At 69.2% G+C, this 1,065-nt stretch carries 1 protein-coding gene; it reads left to right on the top strand.

The features are described 5' to 3' along the window. Positions 1-116 precede the first annotated feature (116 nt). The coding region (locus tag ACIQVD_RS34220) for an IS481 family transposase (RefSeq protein WP_402292725.1) at positions 117-1,065 on the top strand (949 nt) is incomplete at its 3' end.

Below are 1,065 nucleotides of genomic sequence, written 5' to 3' on the forward strand. Positions count from 1 at the left end.
TGTTCTGACCACGGAGGTTGGTGACGGGGTTCACGGCTTGGTGATCTTGAAATGAGTGAGGGCCTTCTGGCTCGGTGTGGATTGCGACATCTGCACCGGCGACCAGAAAGGCCCTCATGCCACACCGTAACGCACCGCTGACCGAGACCGGACGGCTGCGCCTGGCCCGCTGCGTGGTCGAGGACGGCTGGCCACTGCGCCGGGCCGCCGAGCGTTTCCAGGTCTCGCCCACCACAGCCATGCGCTGGGCGGACCGCTACCGCGCGTTCGGCGAGGCTGGCATGGGCGACCGTTCCAGTCGGCCGCACCGCAGCCCGAACCGGACCCCGACCCGTACCGAGCGGCGGATCATCAAGGTCCGCGTCCTGCGCCGCTGGGGCCCGGCGCGCATCGCCTACCTGCTGAAGCTCAACCCGGCCACCGTGCACCGGGTCCTGACCCGCTACCGCCTCGCCCGCCTCTCGCACCTCGATCGTGCCACCGGACGGCCGATACGGCGCTACGAGCACGCGGCGCCGGGCGAGTTGGTCCACGTCGACGTCAAGAAGCTCGGCAACATCCCCGACGGCGGCGGCCACAAGACCCTCGGGCGGCAGGCCGGACGCAGAACACGTTCCGGCGTCGGCTACAGCTTTCTGCACAACGCGGTCGACGACCACTCCCGCCTGGCCTACAGCGAGATCCTCGCGGACGAGCGCAAGGAGACCGCCGCCGCGTTCTGGACCCGGGCCAACGACTTCTTCACCCGGGCCGGCATCACCGTCCGGCGGGTCATGACCGACAACGGCGCCTGCTACAAGTCCCACCTGTGGCGCGACGCCCTCGCAGCCGAAGGCATCACGCACAAGCGCACCCGCCCCTACCGGCCGCAGAGCAACGGCAAGGTCGAACGCTTCAACCGCACCCTGCTCGACGAATGGGCCTACGCCAAGCCCTACCGCACCGAACAGGAACGCCGCGACGCCTACCCCGCCTGGCTCCACACCTACAATCACCACCGCGGACACACCGCACTCGCAGGCCAACCACCCGCCAGCCGCGTTCCCAACCTCACAGGACAGAACA

The sequence above is a fragment of the Kitasatospora sp. NPDC090308 genome (genome assembly GCF_044769485.1).
In the GTDB taxonomy this organism is placed as follows: domain Bacteria; phylum Actinomycetota; class Actinomycetes; order Streptomycetales; family Streptomycetaceae; genus Kitasatospora; species Kitasatospora fiedleri.